Origin of the sequence: Pseudomonas migulae NBRC 103157 (assembly GCF_002091715.1) — a bacterium.
Taxonomy (GTDB): Bacteria; Pseudomonadota; Gammaproteobacteria; order Pseudomonadales; family Pseudomonadaceae; genus Aquipseudomonas; species Aquipseudomonas migulae_A.
Genome location: NZ_BDAG01000011.1, coordinates 19894 through 39347, shown reverse-complemented (window position 1 = coordinate 39347; position 19454 = coordinate 19894). Strand labels below are relative to the sequence as shown.

18 protein-coding genes and 4 tRNA genes are annotated in these 19454 nt (G+C 57.4%); 6 read left to right on the top strand and 16 right to left on the bottom strand.

Annotated features, from left to right (window positions below; all coding sequences use genetic code 11):
* Nucleotides 1–185 precede the first annotated feature (185 nt).
* Both PMI01S_RS10850 and PMI01S_RS10845 read left to right on the top strand, forming a co-directional pair.
* On the top strand, nucleotides 186–1316 hold the full coding sequence (locus PMI01S_RS10850; protein WP_084319779.1) for a carbon-nitrogen hydrolase family protein: 1131 nt from the start codon (nucleotides 186–188) through the stop codon (nucleotides 1314–1316).
* Nucleotides 1317–1319: 3 nt separating this feature from the next.
* Nucleotides 1320–2360 (top strand): AraC family transcriptional regulator, encoded by a 1041-nt coding sequence (locus PMI01S_RS10845; RefSeq protein WP_084319777.1) that lies wholly within the window; start codon nucleotides 1320–1322, stop codon nucleotides 2358–2360.
* A gap of 348 nt (nucleotides 2361–2708) precedes the next feature.
* On the opposite strand, the gene PMI01S_RS10840 is transcribed toward PMI01S_RS10845, so the two are convergent.
* The 11 genes from PMI01S_RS10840 to PMI01S_RS10790 all read right to left on the bottom strand — a co-directional run bounded on the left by PMI01S_RS10840 (nucleotide 2709) and on the right by PMI01S_RS10790 (nucleotide 13211).
* Nucleotides 2709–3524 carry a DUF2242 domain-containing protein gene (locus tag PMI01S_RS10840; RefSeq protein WP_084319775.1) on the bottom strand — a complete coding sequence of 272 codons (816 nt, stop codon included), beginning with the start codon at nucleotides 3522–3524 and terminating at the stop codon, nucleotides 2709–2711.
* Between the two features lie 211 nt (nucleotides 3525–3735).
* A complete protein-coding gene (locus PMI01S_RS10835) occupies nucleotides 3736–5607 on the bottom strand; it encodes a SurA N-terminal domain-containing protein (protein WP_084319773.1) in 1872 nt (623 codons plus the stop codon).
* Nucleotides 5608–5840: 233 nt separating this feature from the next.
* A complete protein-coding gene (locus PMI01S_RS10830) occupies nucleotides 5841–6113 on the bottom strand; it encodes an HU family DNA-binding protein (RefSeq protein ID WP_002552737.1) in 273 nt (90 codons plus the stop codon).
* Nucleotides 6114–6260: 147 nt separating this feature from the next.
* Nucleotides 6261–8657 carry an endopeptidase La gene (lon, locus tag PMI01S_RS10825; RefSeq protein WP_084319771.1) on the bottom strand — a complete coding sequence of 799 codons (2397 nt, stop codon included), beginning with the start codon at nucleotides 8655–8657 and terminating at the stop codon, nucleotides 6261–6263.
* A gap of 240 nt (nucleotides 8658–8897) precedes the next feature.
* The gene (clpX, locus tag PMI01S_RS10820) at nucleotides 8898–10181 is read right to left on the bottom strand and encodes an ATP-dependent Clp protease ATP-binding subunit ClpX (protein ID WP_084319768.1); all 1284 of its coding nucleotides are present in this window, start codon (nucleotides 10179–10181) and stop codon (nucleotides 8898–8900) included.
* Between the two features lie 112 nt (nucleotides 10182–10293).
* A complete protein-coding gene (clpP, locus tag PMI01S_RS10815) occupies nucleotides 10294–10929 on the bottom strand; it encodes an ATP-dependent Clp endopeptidase proteolytic subunit ClpP (protein ID WP_008034105.1) in 636 nt (211 codons plus the stop codon).
* A 93-nt stretch (nucleotides 10930–11022) separates the two neighbouring features.
* A complete protein-coding gene (tig, locus tag PMI01S_RS10810) occupies nucleotides 11023–12333 on the bottom strand; it encodes a trigger factor (RefSeq protein ID WP_084319767.1) in 1311 nt (436 codons plus the stop codon).
* Between the two features lie 400 nt (nucleotides 12334–12733).
* A tRNA-His gene (locus tag PMI01S_RS10805) sits at nucleotides 12734–12809 on the bottom strand.
* Between the two features lie 78 nt (nucleotides 12810–12887).
* Nucleotides 12888–12972: transfer RNA gene (locus tag PMI01S_RS10800), tRNA-Leu, on the bottom strand.
* A 54-nt stretch (nucleotides 12973–13026) separates the two neighbouring features.
* Nucleotides 13027–13102, bottom strand: a tRNA-His gene (locus PMI01S_RS10795).
* A 32-nt stretch (nucleotides 13103–13134) separates the two neighbouring features.
* Nucleotides 13135–13211: transfer RNA gene (locus tag PMI01S_RS10790), tRNA-Arg, on the bottom strand.
* Nucleotides 13212–13486: 275 nt separating this feature from the next.
* Here PMI01S_RS10790 and folD point away from each other — a divergent pair.
* On the top strand, nucleotides 13487–14341 hold the full coding sequence (gene folD / locus PMI01S_RS10785) for a bifunctional methylenetetrahydrofolate dehydrogenase/methenyltetrahydrofolate cyclohydrolase FolD (RefSeq protein ID WP_084319766.1): 855 nt from the start codon (nucleotides 13487–13489) through the stop codon (nucleotides 14339–14341).
* A gap of 239 nt (nucleotides 14342–14580) precedes the next feature.
* Nucleotides 14581–15519: a D-alanyl-D-alanine endopeptidase gene (gene pbpG, locus PMI01S_RS10780; protein ID WP_084319765.1), complete on the top strand. Its 939-nt coding sequence runs from the start codon at nucleotides 14581–14583 to the stop codon at nucleotides 15517–15519.
* Between the two features lie 52 nt (nucleotides 15520–15571).
* Here pbpG and PMI01S_RS10775 read toward each other — a convergent pair whose 3' ends face one another.
* From PMI01S_RS10775 to PMI01S_RS10765, 3 genes are all read right to left on the bottom strand, one after another.
* Entirely contained in the window at nucleotides 15572–15787 is a 216-nt protein-coding gene (locus PMI01S_RS10775; RefSeq protein ID WP_084319764.1) for a hypothetical protein, read from the bottom strand.
* 19 nt (nucleotides 15788–15806) lie between these two features.
* Nucleotides 15807–16013 (bottom strand): DUF6021 family protein, encoded by a 207-nt coding sequence (locus PMI01S_RS10770; protein WP_084319763.1) that lies wholly within the window; start codon nucleotides 16011–16013, stop codon nucleotides 15807–15809.
* Between the two features lie 96 nt (nucleotides 16014–16109).
* A complete protein-coding gene (locus PMI01S_RS10765; RefSeq protein WP_235864437.1) occupies nucleotides 16110–16769 on the bottom strand; it encodes a C39 family peptidase in 660 nt (219 codons plus the stop codon).
* A 234-nt stretch (nucleotides 16770–17003) separates the two neighbouring features.
* Here PMI01S_RS10765 and PMI01S_RS31670 point away from each other — a divergent pair, with 234 nt between their 5' ends.
* Nucleotides 17004–17171 (top strand): hypothetical protein, encoded by a 168-nt coding sequence (locus tag PMI01S_RS31670; RefSeq protein ID WP_167362933.1) that lies wholly within the window; start codon nucleotides 17004–17006, stop codon nucleotides 17169–17171.
* Between the two features lie 79 nt (nucleotides 17172–17250).
* Here PMI01S_RS31670 and PMI01S_RS10760 read toward each other — a convergent pair whose 3' ends face one another.
* Both PMI01S_RS10760 and PMI01S_RS10755 read right to left on the bottom strand, forming a co-directional pair.
* Nucleotides 17251–18000 (bottom strand): TerC family protein, encoded by a 750-nt coding sequence (locus tag PMI01S_RS10760; protein ID WP_017337577.1) that lies wholly within the window; start codon nucleotides 17998–18000, stop codon nucleotides 17251–17253.
* A gap of 28 nt (nucleotides 18001–18028) precedes the next feature.
* A complete protein-coding gene (locus PMI01S_RS10755; protein ID WP_084319761.1) occupies nucleotides 18029–18271 on the bottom strand; it encodes a hypothetical protein in 243 nt (80 codons plus the stop codon).
* A 280-nt stretch (nucleotides 18272–18551) separates the two neighbouring features.
* On the opposite strand from PMI01S_RS10755, the gene nhaR reads away from it, so the two are divergent.
* Complete coding sequence (nhaR, locus tag PMI01S_RS10750) at nucleotides 18552–19451, top strand: transcriptional activator NhaR (protein ID WP_084319760.1); 900 nt, start codon at nucleotides 18552–18554, stop codon at nucleotides 19449–19451.
* Nucleotides 19452–19454: the final 3 nt, after the last annotated feature.

Here is a 19454-nt window from a genome sequence, read left to right as displayed (position 1 = left end):
CACATAGCATCGATGGCTATCCGGATTCGGGTTCGCCCGACCGCATCGCCCATCATTCAGCTCAAAATGACAAAAAAAACAAAAAACCCAGGTTAATCTACCCCTAACCCGTTGTTTTACCGTAGCCTCGATCCCAATCTGAACGCCAATCATGAACCCTGCACACGGCCGTTGACTGTTTCCCCATGCGCAAACTTCTGTACCTGACCTTCTCCATGGCATTGATTGCCGCCCTGACAACCTACGCCATGTGGGCCGCGGACCGTCCGGTGGGTCATTACCTGTCGGACCTGCGTATCGATCTCGCCATCGATCAGGGCACACCTGCCGATCGCGGCAACCTGCTGGGCATCCAGCCGGAGCTGTTTCCCACCGACTATCAAAGCGCCGAACGCCTGCACCGAAAACTCGCGGCCTATCTGCAGAAAGCCCAGGAACAGGGCCTGTTGAATGAAAAAACCATCGTCGTGCTGCCCGAACATGTCGGCACCTGGTTGATGGTCAGTGGCGAAAAAGACGAGCTGTACCAGGCCAACACCATCAAGGAAGCCATGAACTGGCTGGCGGTGAGCAATCCCTTGCAGTTCGTTCGTGCCCTGATCAGTGCCAAGGGCGACAACCGCCTGGACGATGCGCACCTGCGCATGAAAGCCAAAGGCATGGCCAAGGATTACCAGGCGCTGTTCGGTGGCCTGGCGAAAGAATTTCACGTGACACTGGTGGCGGGCTCCATCGTGTTGCCCGAGCCGAGCATCATCGACGGCACCCTGAAAATCGGTCGCGGTGCGCTGTACAACAGCAGCGTGGTGTTCGGTCGCGATGGTCTGCCGATTGGCCAGCCACAGCGCCAGATGCACCCGATTTTCGCCGAGCACGATGTGATCGAGGCCAATGGCGAACACACGCTCAACGTCGTCGATACTCCGGCCGGTCGTCTTGGCGTGCTGATCGGCAGCGACAGTTGGTACCCGGACAACTACCGCAAACTCGATGATCAGGGTGCTCAGCTGGTCGCGGTCCCGGCGTTCGTCAGTGGTCGCGGTACCTGGGACAAGCCATGGCGCGGTTACAAAGGTTTGTCGACGCCCGGCTCCGTCAGTCTCAAGGCCGGCGAGCTCAGCGAAGGCCAGGCTTGGCATCGCCTTACACTCACCGCTCAACCGCCCAGCAGCCAGGCCATCGCCAGCATAAGTGTATTCCTGCGCGGGCAGTTCTGGGATCAGGGCAGCGCCGGGCAAAGTTTCCTCAGCAGCAACGGGCAGCATTTTGCCGGTGGCAATGTCCGTGGCGCGCGCCTGCTGAACCTCTGGTTGTAAGCCATGAAACCGTTGCCGGTGCGTCTGGGTGATTTGTCGGTAGGCTTTGTTCATAGCCTGGCCGATGCGGTGCGCAGCCATGACCTGGATCCTCAGCCCCTCCTCGATCAATATGGCCTCGACCCGGCTCGCTTGGGCGAAGCCTGCGCCCGGCTTTCGATCCCGCGCTACATGCGTCTTGGCCACGGCGCGATTCAACTGACCGGCAACCCGGCGCTGGGTTTGCGCATGGGCCAGCTCAGCCGCCTGAGCCAGGCCGGCCTGGCCGGGGTCACCGCTGCACAGGCGCCAACGGTACGGGAAGCGGCGCGCTGCCTGATTCGCTTCGAAGCGTTGTACGGTTCCAACTATCGCGGCCAATCGAGCTTTCACGAAGACCCCCGGGGTGCCTGGCTGCGGTTCTATTCCATCAGTCCTTACAACGCCTACAACCGCTTCGTGGTGGATTCGATCCTTGCCGGATGGTTGCAGCAATTGTCCAGCGTCAGCCCTGTTCCCTTGAGCGCCGAACGCGTCGAAATCGAATTCGATGAACCGGATTACCGAGATGCGTATGCGGTATTGGGCGATTGCCCGATCCAGTTCGGCGCCGAACAGAACCAGCTGCGTCTGAGCCTGGCCAGCCTCGCCCAGCGCAACCCGCTGCACTGCCCCAGTACCTGGCGGCACCTGCTGCAACTGTGTGAACGGGAACTGGAACAGCTGACACGCACCCGCAGCCTGCGTGAACGCATCACTCAGTTGCTGGGGCCGTTGCTCAATGGTGGTCGGGAGCCCGACCTGGAAGAAGTGGCGGCACGCCTGAAGCTGCCTACCTGGACCTTGCGCCGCAAACTCGCCGAGGAAGGCACGCAATTTCGTGCAATTCTCAACGACACCCGTCGCGACCTGGCCATGACCTACATTCGCGATACCGAACTGGCGTTCGGGGAAATCGCTTACCTGCTGGGCTTTGCCTCAGCCGAAGCCTTTCAACGCGCTTTCAAACGCTGGAGCGGTCAGACCCCCGGCGAATTTCGCCGCAGTCACCGCCAATCAGCCTGACGCTTACAGCTCGGTAGCGTCTTCGGCTGGTTCCAGCGGGTCCAGTTCAAAGGCCTGGAACTCGAGCAGCTCTTCTTGATAATCGTCCATTTTGAATCCCCCATCGCTCATTGAAAAAACGCTTGAATAAATGACCTTCGCCTTGAGCATAAAGTGCCCGCGTGAAAGAAAAATGACGCAGGCATGACGCTTCGCCGCTACTTAATAAAACGTAGCAGGCGGTCAGGAATTTATCACAGGATTTTTTCGATAAAGGCTGCAGGAATACGGCCCGGGTTGACGCGGATCAATCTTGAACGCTGTCCCGGGATCGATGAGCGATGAGCTGATCCCGGAACGTCAGAGCGATTACTGGCTGGTGACCGGCATGGCGGGAATCGGCTCGCTCGGCGGAGGCAAATTCGACTGTGCCGGCGGGGTGGCGTTTTCCGTCGACGGGGCCGATTCGGCGTTTTCGGCCGGGGCAACCGGTGCGGGTTCAGGTGGCGGCGCAACCGGTTCCGAGGCAGGTGCCGGTGCAGGCTCAGCGGCAGGCGCAGGTGCAGGCTCCGGCACCAATGCAGCCGGGGCGGCCTTGGTTTCAGGCACGCCCAGGTCGGTTTTCGGCTTCTCGACGATGTGCGCGGCTTTTTTCGCTTCCGGCGGCAGGAACAATTCCACCAGGGTAAAGAAGCGCTCGTAGAACTTGGCCGACGATACGGTTTCGCTGGCCACCTTGACCATCGAATCATCGGACGAGCCGATCGGCATCGATACCGAACCCAGCACGCCCACGCCAAGGCTGGCGGAATTGTTGGTTTTCTTCAGCGCGTAACGATCCTGCAGTGCGTTGGCGAACATGGTGGCGTGGTGCCCTTCGCTTCCATCATCGGCACAGACCACACTGAAACTGATCTCCATGTGGGTATCGCCAGTCTGCTGGAAGCTTTTGTGGCCACTGATCAGTTTCGGATCGCTGCTGGTGATGATGTAGCCCTGACTGAGCAGCGCCCGACGGGCGGCTTCGCAGGTTTGCGCATCGGTTACCGGATAGTTGCGCGAAAACGTTCCGGAGTCATCGAAGTTCTCATGCTCATAGATGGGGGCTTTTTTCGACGAGCAACCGGCCGCGGCCGCCAGCACCAGAGCCAGCCCGACAACCCGCACGGGAAATGATTTAAACATTGAACATCCTGAAGAAAACGGTCCGGGCCGTATTGTGCAACAGATCGATGCTTAGCGTCGCACCGATTAGTGTCTTGAAACAGTTACAAGTGTAATGACTGCCATTTACAGGAAAAAGTCCCCTTCGGGGAAAGATCAAAAGATTCTGCCCACAAAAAACCCCGGCTTTTCGGCCGGGGTCTTTATGTTGCGCGGGAAACTCAATCAGGCATCAGAAACGCTTGATGTCCGCTTCTGCTTCCAGCTGCTTGCGGTACGCCGCAAAGTCTTGCTGGCCAATGCGCGAGGCGAGGAAGCGACGGTATTGAGCCTTCTCTTCTTCAGTCGGTGCAGCGACCTCGTTGACGCCGTTCAGACGCACGATCACCAGGCTGCCATCAGCCAGAGTCACGCTGCTGAAGGTCGGCTTGTCTTTGGCGGCAGGTTTCGGCATGCGGAACAGCGCTTGCAGCACGGTAGGGTCAATCCCTTCCTGAGCCCGTGTCGCCGCTGCGGTGACTTTCCAGCCCTGGCCATCAATTGCCTTGTCCAGTGGCGTCTTGCCTTCGCGCAGGCTGGCGATCAGCTCGTCAGCCTTGGTCTTGGCGGCAGCACTGGCGTGCTCCTTGGCCAATTGACCACGAATGGCGGCAGACACGCTTTCCAGCGGCAATTGCGTAGGCTTCAGGTGCTCCTTGGCGCGCAGCACGATCACGGTTTCCGGATCGAGCTCGATGGCGGTGCTGTTGGCACCCTCATCCAGCACTTCAGGACTGAACGCGGCGGCGAGCACGGCACGGTTGGCTGCAACGCCTTCGCCACCTTCACGGCCAAACGGCTTGGAGGTGTGAATGGTCAGTTTCAGGTCCTGCGCCGGCTGGGCCAGATCGGAGGATTCGAACGACGAGTCTTCCAGTTGCTTGGTCGCCTCGACGAAACGCTGCTCGACCTGCTGGGTTTTCAGATCGCGGGTCAGCTTGTCTTTCAGGCTGGCGAGGGTCGGAACTTCTGGCGCCTCGACACCCAACAGCTTGATCAGATGGAAACCGAAATCAGTGCGAACCGGTGCCGAAACCTGATCCTTGGCCAACGCATACAGCGCTGTTTCGAAGGCTGGATCGTAGACACCAGGGCCTGCGTAACCGAGGTCACCGCCGTTGTTCGCCGAACCCGGGTCCTGGGAGAATTCCTTGGCCAGGGCCTCGAACTTCTCGCCTTTGGCCAGACGGGCCTGAACTTCCTCAATCTTGGCCTTGGCTTGCGCCTCGGTCACCTTATCGTTCACCTCGATCAGAATGTGCGCCGCCCGGCGTTGCTCGGACAGGTTCGCGATTTCTTTCTGATACGCCGCTTGCAGGTCTTCGTCCTTGACGGCGACCTGATCAAAGAAGGAGGACTTCTTGAGCTCGAGGTAATCAATGATCACCTGATCCGGCGTCATGAACTCCTTGGCGTGTTCGTCGTAGTAGGCCTTGACCTCATCGTCGGTCAGCTTCACTGCCGCCGGGTCAGCCTTGACGTTCAGGGTAGCGAAATCGCGGGTCTGTTTTTCCAGACGGGCGAAGGCCAGAACCTGTGCGTCAGTGACGAAACCGCTACCTGCCAGACCCGCGCGCAGCTGGCCGATCAGCATTTCCTGAGCCAGCATCTGGCGGAATTGCATGCGGCTGTAGCCGAGCTGACGAATGACCTGATCGAAACGCTCGGAGCTGAACTGGCCGTCCACCTGGAATTCAGGGGTTTGCAGGATCACCTGGTCCAAAGCCGCTTCGGAAAAAGCGAATTTCGAGTTTTCTGCGCCTTGCAGCAGCAGTTTGCGGTCGATCAAGCCTTTGAGGGCCGATTCGCGCAGCATTTTTTCGTCGAGCAAGGAAGCATCGAAATCCTTGCCCAGCTGTTGCATGAGCTGACGGCGTTGCATATCGACCGCCTGGCTCAGCTCGTTCTGGCTGATCTCTTCGCCGTTGACCTTGGCCGCATCATTACGACTGGTGGTGGCCTGAAAAATGGCGTCGAAACCGGTCAAAGCCATCAGTGCAACGATGACCCCGATAATGGTCTTGGCAATCCAGCCTTGTGAATTGTCCCTGATATTCTGCAGCATGCGTCCCCCAGAAACGGTTGAACTTCAAAATTAGGCAACCGTGGAGCGTGGGTAGAATCCGGATAGAAGAAAGGCGCATCCGAGGATGCGCCTTCTCGTAACTGGCGGAGCGGACCAAGGGTTCGAACTTGCGACCCTCGGCGTCTCGGACCGGCGACTTGCCGACTGGACTACCGCTCCGCTGCCAGGTCAGGCATGACCCCGACCCGGATAGGCAAAAACCTGAATCGAACTTAGTTGACAGCTTCTTTCAGTGCTTTACCGGCTTTGAAACCTGGTTTTTTGGCTGCTGCGATTTCCAGAGTCTTACCGGTCTGTGGGTTACGACCGATGCGAGCTGGACGATCAGTCACGGAGAAAGTACCGAAACCAACCAGAACAACGGAGTCGCCAGCCTTGAGAGCGCCAGTGACGGATTCGATTACAGCGTCCAGCGCACGGCCAGCAGCAGCTTTCGGGATATCAGCGGATGCAGCGATAGCATCAATCAGTTCCGACTTGTTCACTCTAAGTCCCCTTATATCTATTTGAGTATGATTCTAAGTTTTTTGGTGAAAGCAAAAACGAGTGCTGAATGGCCTACAGACACTTAAGAGCCGCTTTATAACAAGGGCTCTAAAAAGCTGTCAACAAGCCACCCAGGCAAATGCGTACTAATGCGTGCTAATTCTTTCCTTAGAGTCAGACTCGCGTTTTTCATCCTTTGCAACTATCTCCGGAGCTACATCGGGTAAGGGCTCCGGCGCGTATTGCAGCGCAATTTGCAGGACCTCGTCAATCCATTTAACCGGTTTAATCTGCAGATCCTGCTTGATATTGTCCGGAATTTCCTTCAGATCGCGTACGTTCTCTTCAGGAATGATCACAGTCTTGATTCCGCCGCGGTGAGCCGCGAGCAGTTTTTCTTTCAGACCGCCAATCGCCAGAACCTGACCACGCAAGGTAATTTCGCCGGTCATGGCGACATCCGCGCGCACCGGGATCCCGGTCAACGCCGATACCAGGGCCGTGCACATGCCTACACCGGCGCTAGGGCCATCCTTAGGGGTCGCCCCTTCCGGCATATGGATGTGCGTGTCGCGCTTCTCGTGGAAGTCCAGGGGAATCCCCAGGCTCTTCGCGCGGCTGCGAACAACCGTGAGGGCTGCGGTAATGGACTCGACCATCACGTCGCCCAACGAACCGGTCTTGATCAGTTGACCTTTACCCGGCACGACAGCGGCTTCGATCGTCAGCAATTCGCCGCCGACCTGAGTCCATGCCAGACCGGTCACCTGGCCAATCTGATCCTGCGATTCAGCCAGGCCGTAGCGGAATTTACGCACGCCCAGGAAGTGTTCCAGCATGTCGGCAGTGACCTTCACCGAGAAGCGTTTTTCCAGCGCATGTTCTTTGACCGCCTTGCGGCAAACCTTGGCAATCTGACGCTCCAGCCCACGTACACCGGCTTCGCGGGTGTAGTAGCGAATGATGTCGCGGATCGCTTCAGCGTCGAATTCCAGCTCGCCTTTCTTCAAACCGTTAGCCGTAATCTGCTTCGGCGAAAGGTATTTGACGGCGATGTTGATTTTCTCGTCTTCCGTGTAGCCCGGCAGACGAATCACTTCCATCCGGTCGAGCAGCGCCGGCGGAATGTTCATGGAGTTCGAGGTGCACAGGAACATCACATCGGACAGGTCGTAGTCGACTTCCAGATAGTGATCGTTGAAATTGTGGTTCTGCTCCGGATCGAGCACTTCCAGCAACGCTGACGCCGGATCGCCACGCATGTCGCTGCCCATTTTGTCGATTTCATCGAGCAGGAACAGCGGGTTGCGGACGCCCACTTTTGTCATCTTTTGAATCAATCTTCCTGGCATCGAACCGATATAAGTCCGGCGATGACCACGAATTTCCGCTTCATCACGCACGCCACCGAGGGCCATGCGCACGAACTTGCGGTTGGTGGCGTGAGCAATCGACTCCGCCAGCGAGGTTTTACCCACACCAGGAGGGCCAACCAGGCACAACACCGGACCACGGATTTTCTTCACGCGCTTCTGCACGGCGAGGTATTCGAGGATCCGCTCTTTGACTTCTTCCAGACCGTAGTGGTCCGCGTCGAGGATGTCTTCTGCACGTGCCAGATCCAGGCGCACTTTACTCTGGGCCTTCCACGGCACCTGAACCAGCCAGTCGATGTACGAACGCACCACGGTCGCTTCCGCGGACATTGGCGACATTTGCTTCAGCTTGTTCAGTTCGCCCTGGGCCTTGGCCAAGGCATCTTTCGGCAGGCCGGCGGCATCGATGCGCTTTTTCAGCTCTTCGATTTCGTTGTGGCCTTCGTCGCTGTCGCCGAGCTCTTTCTGAATGGCCTTCATCTGCTCATTCAGGTAGTACTCGCGCTGGCTGCGCTCCATTTGTTTCTTGACTCGGCCGCGAATGCGTTTTTCGACTTGCAGCAGATCGATTTCGGCATCCAGCAACGCCAGGACGTGCTCGACCCGGGCCGACAAATCGATGATTTCGAGGATTTCCTGCTTCTGCTCGATCTTCAGGGCCATGTGTGCGGCCATGGTGTCGACCAGGCGGCCTGGCTCGTCGATGCTGTTGAGCGACGACAGGACTTCTGCAGGGACTTTCTTGCCCAGCTGCACATATTGTTCGAACTGAGCCAGCAGGCTACGGACAAACACTTCCGACTCGCGCTCAGGCGCGTCGACTTCATCGATCAACGAGACTTCGGCACGACAGTGGCCGTCCACTTCAATGAAGCGCTCCACGGCGCCGCGCTGCTCACCTTCGACCAGAACCTTGACCGTGCCATCCGGCAGCTTGAGCAGTTGAAGAACGGTAGCGATCGTACCTACGCGATAGAGTGCATCTTCACCGGGATCGTCGTCAGCAGGGTTTCTCTGAGCCAGCAGAAGGATCTGCTTGTCGCCCGTCATCGCAGCCTCGAGGGCTTCGATGGATTTCTCGCGCCCCACGAACAGCGGGATAACCATGTGCGGATAAACCACAACATCACGCAATGGCAGGAGAGGCAATTCGATGGTTGTCTTCATGATTTCGCCTCTACGGCGGCCATAAGGCCGTAAACAGATGGAAGTAAGCTTGAAACCAAGATGGGGGCTTGTTTAGAAAAAAACAAGCGGATAAAGGCAGTAAAAGATCGCCGCCTGAAGAAGCTTGAGAAAATGGTCAGCTGTCAGGCCGCCAGCGCCGAGGTGCAGCGACCCGGCAGGCCAGCACCCACAAAAGCAAAGGGGCCCGAAGGCCCCTTCTTTATTCCAGCTGCGTGACGCTTAAGCGTCTGGCGCGGCCTTGGCCGTCGGCTCACTGTTTTCGTAGATATACAGTGGTTTGGACTTGCCTTCTATAACGCTTTCATCGATCACTACTTTACTCACCTCGGACTGCGAGGGGATTTCGTACATAGTGTCGAGCAACACACCTTCGAGAATCGAGCGCAGTCCACGGGCACCGGTTTTGCGTTCCAGGGCACGTTTGGCGACCGATTTCAGCGCGTCGGCCCGGAATTCCAGGTCCACGCCTTCCATCTCGAACAACTTGGCGTACTGCTTGGTCAGAGCATTTTTCGGCTCGGTGAGGATCTGCATCAATGCAGCTTCATCAAGCTCGTCCAGCGTGGCAAGGACCGGCAGACGACCGACGAATTCCGGGATCAGACCGAACTTGACCAGATCGTCAGGCTCGACTTCACGCAGGGATTCACCGACTTTCTTGCCTTCTTCCTTGCTGCGAACTTCCGCGCCGAAACCGATGCCACCCTTGGTGGAACGGTTTTGAATAACCTTTTCCAGACCGGAGAACGCACCACCGCAGATGAACAGGATGTTGCGGGTGTCGACCTGAAGGAATTCCTGCTGCGGATGCTTGCGACCACCTTGAGGCGGAACGGAAGCGACCGTGCCTTCGATCAACTTGAGCAGGGCCTGCTGCACGCCTTCACCGGAAACGTCCCGGGTGATCGACGGGTTGTCAGACTTGCGCGAGATCTTGTCGATCTCATCGATATAGACAATGCCCATCTGGGCTTTTTCCACGTCGTAATCGCACTTCTGCAGCAGCTTCTGAATGATGTTCTCGACATCTTCACCCACGTAACCCGCCTCGGTGAGGGTGGTTGCGTCGGCAATGGTGAACGGAACGTTCAGCAAGCGGGCCAGTGTTTCGGCAAGCAGGGTTTTACCCGAGCCTGTCGGGCCGATCAGCAAGATGTTGCTTTTGCCGAGTTCGACGTCGTCATTCTTTTTGTCACGCTGGTTCAGACGCTTGTAGTGGTTGTACACCGCTACGGCCAGAACCTTTTTCGCACGCTCCTGACCAATCACGTACTGATCAAGGATGCCGCTGATTTCTTTAGGCGAAGGCAATTTATGCGCGCTGCTTTCGGCCTGGGCTTCCTGCACCTCCTCTCGGATGATGTCATTGCACAGGTCGACGCACTCGTCGCAGATAAAGACCGAGGGGCCGGCAATCAATTTGCGTACTTCATGCTGGCTTTTGCCACAGAAGGAGCAATAGAGCAGCTTGCCGTTGTCCTCGCCGTTGCGGGTGTCAGTCATTCGTTCGATCCAAATCCGATAGGCTTGCAACACAAGATGAAGGCTATTGCGGGCTTTTTCAAGCCCGCTGGTGATCGGACCAGCCGACCCGCCTTATTTGAGCTGCTTATTTTTAAGCAGGGCGCTGGGTGATCACTTCATCGATCAACCCGTACTCACGCGCGGCTTCTGCACTCATGAAGTTATCGCGGTTGGTATCGCGCTCGATTTCTTCAAGAGTGCGGCCGCTATGCTTGGCCATCAGCGTGTTGAGACGCTCACGGATGAAGAGGATTTCCTTGGCATGGATTTCGATATCCGACGCCTGCCCCTGGAAACCGCCCAGTGGCTGGTGAATCATCACGCGCGAGTTCGGCAGGCAGTAACGCTTGCCAGGGGCACCGGCGGTCAGCAGGAATGCGCCCATGCTGCAGGCCTGACCGATACAGGTGGTCGACACGTTTGGCTTGATGAACTGCATGGTGTCGTAGATCGACATGCCCGCCGTCACCGAACCGCCCGGGGAGTTGATATAGAGATGGATGTCCTTGTCCGGGTTTTCCGCTTCAAGGAACAGCAGTTGCGCACAAATCAGGTTGGCCATGTAGTCCTCTACCGGACCAACCAGAAAGATCACTCGCTCCTTGAGAAGACGCGAGTAAATGTCGTAGGCGCGTTCGCCACGAGCAGACTGCTCGACAACCATCGGGACCAGGCCGCCTGCGGCCTGGATATCAGAGTTCTGCTGAATATACGAATTACGGAACATGCTCTGCAGTCACTCCCAAATAGTTATGTCTTGAATACGCATAAGCCAGCACGAAGGCTGGCTTATGGTGTGTACTTCTTATCGCAAAAACGATCAGTCGGCTTGTGGAGCTTCTACCGGCTTGACTGCTTCTTCGTAAGAGACCGACTTGTCGGTCACGCTAGCTTTCTGCAGAACAGTATCCACAACTTGTTCTTCCAGCACAACCGAACGGACTTCGTTCAGTTGCTGGTCGTTCTTGTAGTACCAGGACACAACCTGCTCAGGCTCTTGGTAGGCCGAAGCCATTTCCTGAATCATTTCGCGAACGCGGGCTTCGTCAGGCTTGAGGTCGAATTGCTTGACCACTTCAGCCACGATCAGACCCAGTACAACGCGGCGCTTGGCTTGTTCTTCGAACAGCTCGGCCGGCAGTTGGTCAGGCTTGATGTTGCCGCCGAACTGCTGAACAGCCTGCACGCGCAGACGGTCAACTTCGTTGGACAGCAGAGCCTTTGGCACTTCGATCGGGTTGGTGGCCAGCAGACCGTCCATTACCTGATTCTTGACCTTGGATTTGATCGCCTGACGCAGTTCACGCTCCATGTTCTTGCGAACTTCGGCGCGGAAGCCTTCCAGGCCGGTTTCCTTGATGCCGAATTGAGCGAAGAATTCTTCGTTCAGCTCTGGCAGTTTTGGCTCGGAAACAGTGTTCACAGTCACAGTGAACTCAGCGGTTTTGCCCGCCAGGTCGAGGTTCTGATAGTCCGCCGGGAAAGTCAGGTTCAGAACGCGTTCTTCGCCGGCTTTAGCGCCAACCAGACCGTCTTCGAAGCCAGGGATCATGCGGCCGGAACCCAGAACCAGCTGAGTACCTTTGGCGGAACCGCCAGCGAACACTTCACCGTCGACCTTGCCGACGAAATCGATGTTCAGTTGGTCGTCGTTCTGGGCAGCGCGATCGGCCACTTCGAAACGGGTGTTCTGCTTGCGCAGGACGTCCAGCATTTTGTCCAGGTCAGCGTCAGCAACGTCAGCGCTCAGGCGCTCTACGGTGATGCCTTCGAAACCGGCAACGGTGAACTCAGGGAACACTTCGAAAATCGCGACGTATTCCAGGTCTTTGCCAGCTTCCAGGGATTTCGGCTCGATCGAAGGAGCGCCAGCCGGGTTCAGCTTCTGCTCGACAACAGCTTCGTAAAACGAGGACTGGATGACGTCGCCGACAGCTTCCTGACGTGCATCAGCACCAAAACGGCGCTTGATTTCGCTCATCGGCACTTTGCCTGGACGGAAACCAGCGATCTTGGCCTTTTGGGCGGTCTGCTGCAGACGCTTGTTGACCTGAGTCTCGATGCGCTCAGCCGGCACGGTGATGCTCATGCGGCGCTCAAGAGCAGAAGTATTTTCAACAGAAACTTGCATGGATATTCCTCGTTGCACAGACGTTGGCCGGCCGTTTCCGACCCCAGAATCAAGGGCATGCATTCTAGTAGGTCAAACTCAAGAAGTCACCCTACTGAAAACGGGTAAAAACGCAGCAGGCAATTTAGAGGGACGAATGCACGAATGCGTCTCGCCCCGGTGGCAAATACAACCCATCACGCCAAGGCTCTGCGCCAACCCTTCTATATATAGAAGCGGTTGCCGATCATCACCCTGACAGCCAACCTTGCACGCAAGGCCGGCGGGCAGCGCAGCATCATCGAGAAACATAAATACGACGAAACGCCCTGCCCTCGCGACCCTGAACCGCAGCCGCCGATACTCAAAACACTGAAACAAAAAAGGCGCCAGACTGTTAAATCTGGCGCCTTTCGAAATATGGGGTGGACGATGGGGATCGAACCCACGACAACGGGAGTCACAATCCCGTGCTCTACCAACTGAGCTACGCCCACCATATTGCGTAACAAAGAAGCCAAACAACTTCTCTGTCGAGCCCCAACCAGACCAACCGGCATGAGTGAAGCTTTATTTGGTGCGGATGAAGAGACTCGAACTCTTACGCCTCGCGGCGCTGGAACCTAAATCCAGTGTGTCTACCAATTCCACCACATCCGCGTGTAGCCGTTAAAGCAAAGGCGCCAGACTGTTAATCTGGCGCCTTTCGAAATATGGGGTGGACGATGGGGATCGAACCCACGACAACGGGAGTCACAATCCCGTGCTCTACCAACTGAGCTACGCCCACCATATCGCGCTACTTGTGCCAATGCTGCCTAATGGCGCACCCGGCAGGACTCGAACCTGCGACCATCCGCTTAGAAGGCGGATGCTCTATCCAGCTGAGCTACGGGCGCCTTATTAATCTGTACTCTTGGAGGACTACAAACTAAGTGCTTTTCAGCTTTGCAGAACCGTAATTCCGCGCAGCCTTCTTAACCAGTGCTAGGCTGTGCCCGACAAGTGCGACGAATAGTATAGAGCCCCCCGGGGGGCGTCAAATCCTTTTTATAAAAAATTCATTTAATTAAAGGGGTTAGGGGAATTTACAGACCAAGCGCCTTTGCCCTCACCTCATGACATGCGAGAATGCGTTCTCTTTTTTTCCCCTCTCGATGGTTAATCACGCGCAATGACTGCACAACTAATCGACGGCAAATCGATCGCCGCCAGCCTGCGCCAGCAGATCGCCAAACGAGTGACCGAGCGTCGCGAGCAAGGCCTGCGCACGCCGGGCCTCGCGGTGATCCTGGTCGGCAGCGATCCTGCCTCTCAGGTTTATGTCTCGCACAAGCGTAAAGACTGTGAAGAGGTCGGCTTCATTTCCCAAGCCTACGACCTGCCTTCCGAAACCACTCAGGAAGCACTGACCGATCTGATCGATCGCCTGAACGACGACCCGGCAATCGACGGCGTCCTGCTTCAGCTGCCTTTGCCTGAACACCTGGACGCATCCAGATTGCTGGAACGCATCCGTCCGGACAAAGACGTCGACGGTTTCCATCCTTATAACGTGGGCCGCCTCGCCCAGCGTATTCCGCTGCTGCGCCCGTGCACACCCAAAGGGATCATGACGCTGCTGGAAAGCACCGGCGCCGATCTCTACGGGATGGACGCAGTGGTTGTCGGCGCCTCCAACATTGTTGGGCGCCCGATGGCGATGGAACTGCTGCTGGCCGGTTGCACCGTGACCGTCGCCCACCGCTTCACCAAGGATCTGGCAGGCCACGTCGGTCGCGCCGACCTGGTGGTGGTGGCCGCCGGCAAGCCGGGCCTGGTCAAGGGTGAGTGGATCAAGGAAGGCGCCATCGTGATCGACGTCGGCATCAACCGTCAGGAAGACGGCAAACTGGTCGGCGACGTGATCTACGAAACCGCCCTGCCCCGCGCCGGCTGGATCACGCCGGTGCCGGGCGGCGTGGGCCCGATGACCCGCGCCTGCCTGCTGGAAAACACGCTGTACGCAGCGGAAACGCTGCACAGCTGAGTTCACGCTTGAGCGTCAGCGACGAACAAAACAACCCCGCCAATGGCGGGGTTCTTTTTGCCCGCTGAACGGCCACTACCATTCGCCGGAAACCTGCTGTTTTGTAGGGCCTTTCAAGGACTTTCATCTGTTGATTGAACAACCATCGACAGTTCTTCAGCCATACTCCTAAAATGCGTCGGTTTTCAAGAAACAACCCGTTACAGAACGGCTAATCCACACCTTATGAGTCTGCCAGCGTGAAAATCCGTCTTTCCATCCTGAGCCTATTTTTTGCATTTACAGGGACGTTCATCACGCCAACGATCAATGCCGCTGATACCACCGCGGCACCTCGAGACACGAAACAACTCAAGCTGGCTTCCGGCAGCTCTTTGCTGCTGGATATGCAGACCAACAAGGTCATTTATGCCAGCAACCCCGATGTGGTTGTCCCTATCGCGTCCGTCAGCAAATTGATGACCGGCCTTGTCGTGGTCGAAGCCAGGCAGAACATGGACGAGTACATCAATATCAACATCAGCGATACGCCAGAAATGAAAGGCGTATTTTCCAGGGTGAAACTCAAGAGCGAATTGCCGCGCAGGGAAATGCTGCTGATCGCCCTGATGTCCTCGGAAAACCGCGCAGCCGCGAGCCTGGCCCATCACTATCCGGGCGGCTATGTTGCATTCATTGCCGCGATGAACGCCAAGGCCAAGGCGCTGGGCATGACCAGCACCCACTTCGTGGAGCCGACCGGCCTCTCCCCTCGTAACGTCTCTACCGCCCGCGACCTGAGCAAATTGCTGATCGCCGCGCACAAGTACCCGTTGTTGACCGAGTTGAGCACCACCAAGGAAAAAACCGTGTCGTTCCGCAAACCCAATTACAGCCTGGGTTTTCGCAACACCGATCATTTGGTCGGCAAGCCTAACTGGGACATCAAGCTGACGAAAACCGGTTTCACCAATGAAGCAGGTCACTGCCTGGTGCTGGTGACCAGCATGGGCAATCGCCCGATGGCGCTGGTGATTCTCGACGCCTTCGGCAAGTACACGCACTTTGCTGATGCCAGTCGCATTCGCAATTGGGTCGAGACCGGCAAGAGCGCCGACGTTCCGTCCGTGGCCTTGCAATACAAATCGGACAAGAACCTCAAGCACCGCCAGAGCGGTGTGGTTGAAGCCTCCAAATAACGGCGCAGAAAGCAAAAGCCCCGATCATTTCGGGGCTTTTTTTCGTCCAGCGTTAATCATTGGGCAGCGGCATCTGGTCGTCATCCGGAATGCCATCGCCGGCACTCGGATCCCTCCTGTCCTGCGGATGTTCGGTCGGCACCACCACGGGCCTGGCCAACGGGTCGCGCATCGGGCTGTCGGGATCCATCACCGGATCAATGTCATCTTCGGGGGTGGTTGGGACGCTGTCCGGACGTTTGTCGTCAAAACTCGAATCAGTAGACATACACACCTCACACTGAACGTCAGGGTTTCAGATTTGCCAGCGGGTCGTAAGGCTTCGCGGGGGCCTTGGTATCCTCGCCCGGTTTTATGTCCATGGGCGCCTTCGCAGGTCCGATGGGGTCGACCTGAGGATCGGCGAGGTCCGGCGAATCGGGATCAAAACCCAACTCGTCGCCTGATGAATGCTCAGACGAGTGCGGGCCGGTGGGTGCGGTGGGATTGGTCATGAACGCCTCCTTGGAATTGACCCGGAAACAATCCGGGCCCTTATCGTTCAGAGGCTGACCACGCGCAGCAGTGCAATGCAGATGACGAACGGAAACTTACTGAGCGTCCAGCGCCTTTTTCGCACGGGCTGCCGCTTGTTCCTGACCGGCCTGAGCCAGGTCACTCGCCGCTTTCAACCAGCGTTGCTGATCGACATTGGCCGGAATCTGGTTCGGCTTCTGGATCAGCACCGCCCAACCGCCGGCGTCCTTGAAAGCCGACTCGAACGAACCGAAGCCCATCAATTCCCGACGATTCATCCCGGCGCGCAGTAGCACGGTCTGTTTCTGACGGTTGTACCCGGCGAGAATCGCGTAACGCGGTTCTGCCCAGAATGCCGAGCCTTCGGTGAAGCGCACCATCACCGGATAACCCGCGGCAACCTGGGTCAGCAGCGCAGGCAGATTGCTGTCGAGGGGATAAACGACCATGCCGTACTCGCGGGCGAGGTTCTGCATGTTCTGCTGCAATTGCGCTTCGGCACCGGGAACGTGCAGGGGTTTTTCAAGTAACCCCGGTGTGATCACCACGCCCTGCTGCGACAGCATGCTCGCCAGGACCTGCGGCCCGCTTTGATAGTCTTGCCCGCGGTAGAACGTGCCGCTGAGCTCTACCCGTTCCGGCAGCCGCTTGACCTCCGGCGCAACGCTTCCCGCACAGCCAGCCAGACCCGCAACACAACCGGCAATCAGTGCTGCCATTCGAATTCGCGACATTCCCCGCACCCTCATCACTCTTTTGTTCAGACGCCGTCATCGTGCTCCCGGCTTGGCCATCGATCATAGGACGCCACGCGGCAGCGGTATAGCCTTAACCGGCAGTCGAATGCATTCGATAGAGCGAACTGGTTGGTGACAGGCGACCTTTGGTCAATAGCCTGAAACACGGCAGCGACTAGACTGTCACTTGCACAGAGTGTGTGCCCGCAGCAGGGCAAAGAGGAGGCACCGATGAGCCTGACAATGACCATAGTGATGTTGATTTCCGGCTGGCTGGCCGTTGCCGCCGCCATGTTGTGGGGCGTGTTGCGGATTACGCGCCGGCACCATCACCCTGCTCCGCCCGTTCGGATAACCAAGGCCGATAAATCGGTTTCACGCCACGCGACGGCTCATTGACCGACGCATACAAAAAATCCCGAACAAAAAAGGCCGCCTGGGCTCTTTCGAGCGCAGGCGGCCTTTTGTTTAACGCAGGTTACGCTTCAGCGGCGATGCGCTTCTGCTTTGCCCGCCGGGACATCATGTTCAAGCCCTCGATCGTGGCCGAGAACGCCATGGCCGCGTAGACGTAGCCTTTAGGTACGTGGGCGCCAAAGCCTTCAGCGATCAGCGTCATGCCGATCATGATCAGGAAGCCCAGCGCCAGCATCACCACCGTCGGGTTGTCGTTGATGAATTTGGCCAACGGGTCAGCGGCCAGCAACATCACCAGTACCGACACCACCACCGCGATGATCATGATCGGCAAATGCTCGGTCATGCCGACAGCGGTAATGATGCTGTCGATGGAGAACACCATGTCCAGCATCAGGATCTGACCGATGGCGGCGGCAAAGCCCAGGGTCACGGTCGACGTCGCCGACTTCGGATCGTCCGGTGCCGGGTCCATGCTGTGATGAATCTCGGTGGTCGCCTTCCACAACAGGAACAGGCCGCCGGCGATCAGGATCATGTCCTTCCAGGAGAACGCGTGGCCGAGGATCTCGATCACAGGCTCAGTCAGCTGGACGATGAACGCGATGGTGCTCAGCAGTGCCAGTCGCAGGATCAGCGCCATGCCGATACCAATGCGCCGCGCTTTCTGCCGATGCTGCTCGGGCAGTTTATTGGTCAGGATCGAGATGAAGATCAGGTTGTCGATGCCGAGCACGATTTCCATCACCACCAGCGTAGCCAGGGCGACCCAGGCGGTGGGGCTTGCAGCAAGTTCTAAAAGGTATTCCATGGGTCAGTCCTGACTCGTTTAAGACGGTTTAGATTTCCTGGGACGAAGATTCGGATTTCTCTTTATCTTCGGCCGATGGTTCTTTCTTGCTGATCAACCCGCCGGTGGCATCGCTGATCGCTTGCTCGGCCGCTTTGTGGGTATCGTCGATCGCTTGTTTGGCGGTTTCGGCGGCCTTGCCCATCAGTTGCTGAGCGCTTTTTTCGGCCTGGTCGCAACCGGCCAATACCAGTAAAGACGCGATCAGCAGTGCCGTAGTTGTAAGCTTCATGATGCTTTCCTCGATAGAACAGAACGGGCCGAAACGATGGCCCGTTGATAGCGAGGCATTCTAGGGAGGCTAACACTTCAGGAAAATTCGTATTTTTGGCGGTTATACTTCGGTTTTAACGAATCCAGCCTCAAACGTGCAACGGGGCGCCCGTAGGAGCTATCGAGTGAAACGAGGCTGCGATCTTTTGATTTTGCGCTTTAAAAGCAACGTCAAAAGATCGCAGCCTCGTTTCACTCGACAGCTCCTACGCATGAGGTGAACAGGGGGTTTCAGCAACATGCTCAACTATCGACAACTGCATTACTTCTGGGTGGTGGCCAAGACCGGCAGCATCGTGCGCGCCTGCGAGCAGCTGAACCTGACACCGCAGACCATCAGCGGGCAGATTTCCCTGCTGGAACAAACCTACGGGATCGAGTTGTTTCGCCGGGTTGGTCGACAGTTGGAACTCACCGAAGCCGGGCGTCAGGCCCTGCCCTACGCCGAGCAGATGTTTCAGCTCGGCGGTGAACTGGAGTTGATGTTGCGGGCGCAGCCCAATGAGCAGCAGATTCTGTTTCGGGTCGGCGTGGCCGACGTTGTGCCCAAATCCATCGTCTATCGCCTGATTGCGCCGACCATGGAGTTGAGCGAGCCGCTGCGTATCACCTGTCGCGAGGACAAACTCGAACGCTTGCTGGCCGACCTGGCGATTCAGCGCCTCGACCTGGTGATCTCCGACAGCCCGATGCCGTCGCACCTGGACATCAAGGGCTACAGCCAGAAACTCGGGGAATGCGGGATCAGCTTCTTTGCCACCGCTGAACTCGCGGCGCAGTACGGGCAGGATTTTCCGCGTAGCCTGCATGGCGCACCGTTGCTGATTCCGGGGCCGGAAACCGTGGTGCGCAGTCGCTTGCAGCGCTGGTTTGCCGAGCAACAGATCCAGCCACGAATCGTCGGCGAGTTCGACGACAGCGCGTTGATGCAGGCGTTTGGTCAATCCGGCAGCGGGATTTTCATCGGCCCGAGCGTGATTGCCGATGAAGTGAAACACCAGTACGGCGTGGAGCTGATTGGCCAGACCGATGCCGTGACCGAGTCGTTCTACGCCATTTCGGTGGAACGCAAGGTCAAGCACCCCGGCATCGTTGCGATTACCGAAGGTGCCCGACGCGAGCTGTTTACCGCGATGTGAAGG

What these genes read in the sequence shown, in the direction of transcription:
- PMI01S_RS10850 (WP_084319779.1), top strand. Translation starts at nt 186, where the DNA reads ATGCGCAAACTTCTGTACCTGACCTTCTCCATGGCATTGATTGCCGCC.
- PMI01S_RS10845 (WP_084319777.1), top strand. Translation starts at nt 1,320, where the DNA reads ATGAAACCGTTGCCGGTGCGTCTGGGTGATTTGTCGGTAGGCTTTGTT.
- PMI01S_RS10840 (WP_084319775.1), bottom strand. Translation starts at nt 3,524, where the DNA reads ATGTTTAAATCATTTCCCGTGCGGGTTGTCGGGCTGGCTCTGGTGCTG.
- PMI01S_RS10835 (WP_084319773.1), bottom strand. Translation starts at nt 5,607, where the DNA reads ATGCTGCAGAATATCAGGGACAATTCACAAGGCTGGATTGCCAAGACC.
- lon (WP_084319771.1), bottom strand. Translation starts at nt 8,657, where the DNA reads ATGAAGACAACCATCGAATTGCCTCTCCTGCCATTGCGTGATGTTGTG.
- clpX (WP_084319768.1), bottom strand. Translation starts at nt 10,181, where the DNA reads ATGACTGACACCCGCAACGGCGAGGACAACGGCAAGCTGCTCTATTGC.
- clpP (WP_008034105.1), bottom strand. Translation starts at nt 10,929, where the DNA reads ATGTTCCGTAATTCGTATATTCAGCAGAACTCTGATATCCAGGCCGCA.
- tig (WP_084319767.1), bottom strand. Translation starts at nt 12,333, where the DNA reads ATGCAAGTTTCTGTTGAAAATACTTCTGCTCTTGAGCGCCGCATGAGC.
- folD (WP_084319766.1), top strand. Translation starts at nt 13,487, where the DNA reads ATGACTGCACAACTAATCGACGGCAAATCGATCGCCGCCAGCCTGCGC.
- PMI01S_RS10775 (WP_084319764.1), bottom strand. Translation starts at nt 15,787, where the DNA reads ATGTCTACTGATTCGAGTTTTGACGACAAACGTCCGGACAGCGTCCCA.
- PMI01S_RS10770 (WP_084319763.1), bottom strand. Translation starts at nt 16,013, where the DNA reads ATGACCAATCCCACCGCACCCACCGGCCCGCACTCGTCTGAGCATTCA.
- PMI01S_RS10765 (WP_235864437.1), bottom strand. Translation starts at nt 16,769, where the DNA reads ATGTCGCGAATTCGAATGGCAGCACTGATTGCCGGTTGTGTTGCGGGT.
- PMI01S_RS31670 (WP_167362933.1), top strand. Translation starts at nt 17,004, where the DNA reads ATGAGCCTGACAATGACCATAGTGATGTTGATTTCCGGCTGGCTGGCC.
- PMI01S_RS10760 (WP_017337577.1), bottom strand. Translation starts at nt 18,000, where the DNA reads ATGGAATACCTTTTAGAACTTGCTGCAAGCCCCACCGCCTGGGTCGCC.
- PMI01S_RS10755 (WP_084319761.1), bottom strand. Translation starts at nt 18,271, where the DNA reads ATGAAGCTTACAACTACGGCACTGCTGATCGCGTCTTTACTGGTATTG.
- nhaR (WP_084319760.1), top strand. Translation starts at nt 18,552, where the DNA reads ATGCTCAACTATCGACAACTGCATTACTTCTGGGTGGTGGCCAAGACC.